General features: G+C 49.0%; 3 protein-coding genes. All 3 read right to left on the reverse strand.

Annotated features, from left to right (window positions below; translation table 11 throughout):
• Positions 1-36: 36 nt before the first annotated feature.
• Positions 37-492: a hypothetical protein gene (locus tag IQ257_RS29495; protein WP_193933508.1), complete on the reverse strand. Its 456-nt coding sequence runs from the start codon at positions 490-492 to the stop codon at positions 37-39.
• Positions 479-1,246, reverse strand: a complete 768-nt coding sequence (locus IQ257_RS29500; RefSeq protein ID WP_193882812.1) for a ParA family protein — start codon at positions 1,244-1,246, stop codon at positions 479-481. The genes IQ257_RS29495 and IQ257_RS29500 overlap by 14 nt, the downstream gene beginning before the upstream one ends.
• Positions 1,247-1,510: 264 nt before the next feature.
• Positions 1,511-1,854, reverse strand: a 344-nt coding sequence (locus tag IQ257_RS29505) for a hypothetical protein (protein ID WP_193933510.1), incomplete at its 5' end; no start/stop codon positions are given.

Consider the following 1,854-nt stretch of genomic DNA (forward strand, 5'->3'; position numbering starts at 1 on the left):
ACCAACATAACTCCCCCCATCTCCCCCTCTCCCAACTCAAAATTCTCCCGACAACCGCTTCTGCATAGTTCGCAGCTTCCGCAAATCGTCTGCACGCTTGCGGCGTTCTAACCGTTCTAACGCTATTTGATTAACCGCTTCCAACTCCTCAGAATGCTCTGCCAAATAAAGATAAGCCGCTTCAAACCAAACTTCCTTGGTTACTCCAGTTTCCATACATAACTGACGCAGCGCTTTATCGACAGACTTCTCCAGACGAGCAGTTGTCCTAATAACTTCTGGTAAATCAACCGATTCTGGACGAGAATCCCCCTCTAACGGAGAGTTACCCGTTCCCTGTTCCCTATTAAGAGTACTTTGCGCTTCCGTCAAAGTATCTTGAGTCAAAGACGTATTGGCGTCAGTACTTTTTGGCGTCAACGAGTCTTGACGTGGAGAAACACTAGGGCGCTTCTGCTGCATCAATCTTTTTAGGGCATCATCTTCTGGCATCGAGCTGCGCGATAATTTTTTCAAAGGGGTACTGCAAATCAGCCAGCCCCATTTCAGATAGAGTCTGACCTTGCCGGATGGCACGTTTGTACTGTTCACTCTCCAGAATTGAGGGCAGAACAGGGATATCTCCAGCCATTTGTCGCATCGCCTCAATCGCGTCCCGGCTTTCTTTGGCTTGAGAACGCCCAAACCACCGATCTCGGAAAGGCAAAACCCCCAACACCTGCCCCGAAAATGCCCCAATATCCCTTAACTCTTCCACAAGTTCGAGCGATCGCAATAGGGAATTCACGCCCTTAGTCGATGCCTCAACAGGTATGAGAATAAAATCGGCAGCTCCCACAACAGACAAGCAAATTTGTGTGCGCTGGGGTGGGGAATCGATGATGCAGTACTCAAATAAATTAACCACTGGCTCCAGGCGTCGCCGCAAAACAACAGCACCCATCCCAGAAGTAGCTAGGTAATCTTGCACCTTGTTGAGCGCATTATCAGCAGGAATGAGAAACAAATTGGCATAGCGCAAAGGATAAATCCCGTGAACTGCATCCACTTCCCGCTGCATCACCTCCAGCAAAGTTGGCTCGTCGGGTGCCACTTGATGACCCAGATAAAAGGTCAAATTGGCTTGAGGGTCAGCATCAATCACCAAGACTTTGCTGCTATTAAGCGCCAGCGTGCGTCCTAACAACAGCGCGGCGGTGGTTTTGCCCTGACCACCTGATAAGGAAAGACAAGCGATTGTCCGCACAAACTACTTACCAAAATAGTTACCAGAACTATACTACATCTATACGTCTTTGTCTAGTTAAATCTTTATGTCCTGACGTCAAGACAAAATGACGCCAAATGGTAAGAATAAGGAAGAGCGATGGTTGTTCCGCGAACCGCCTTTCGCGCAGCGTCTCCGACAGGAGAAGAGAAGGCATCGCATTCTAGGGGAAATGAGGCAGAACGCTCAAGAGAGTTAGCGTCAGTTAATTCTAGGGAAAATAAGGGGCGCACAGGGATGCTTTCAGCGTTCCCCACAAGTCAGCTTGGGCTGTGTGGTTTTGGGAAGGGAAATGGCAGCAAATTGTTGTTTTTCTGCTTCTGAGAAATGATTAATCGTCGCCGTTTGTCCCTGCTGTGCCTTATAGAGAACACCCTTGTCACCGATGCCATCAATAATCCTCAATGACTTATCTCGCTCGTTATACACAGCAAAATGCTCACCAATAGCAGTAATTCGCCGTCCCAGTTGGTCAGCCTGAACAGAGTTGAGCGCATGAAGAGCGCTTTTAATCATCTTCTGTTCCCAGTCCGCTCGTTGAACCGTTTGGGGAGCTTCGCTCCGGGTGTGGGGTGTGGGGTGTGGGG

Origin of the sequence: Coleofasciculus sp. LEGE 07092, assembly GCF_015207375.1 — a bacterium.
Lineage (GTDB): Bacteria > Cyanobacteriota > Cyanobacteriia > Cyanobacteriales > Coleofasciculaceae > LEGE-07092.

What these genes read in the sequence shown, in the direction of transcription:
- IQ257_RS29495 (WP_193933508.1), bottom strand. Translation starts at nt 492, where the DNA reads ATGCCAGAAGATGATGCCCTAAAAAGATTGATGCAGCAGAAGCGCCCT.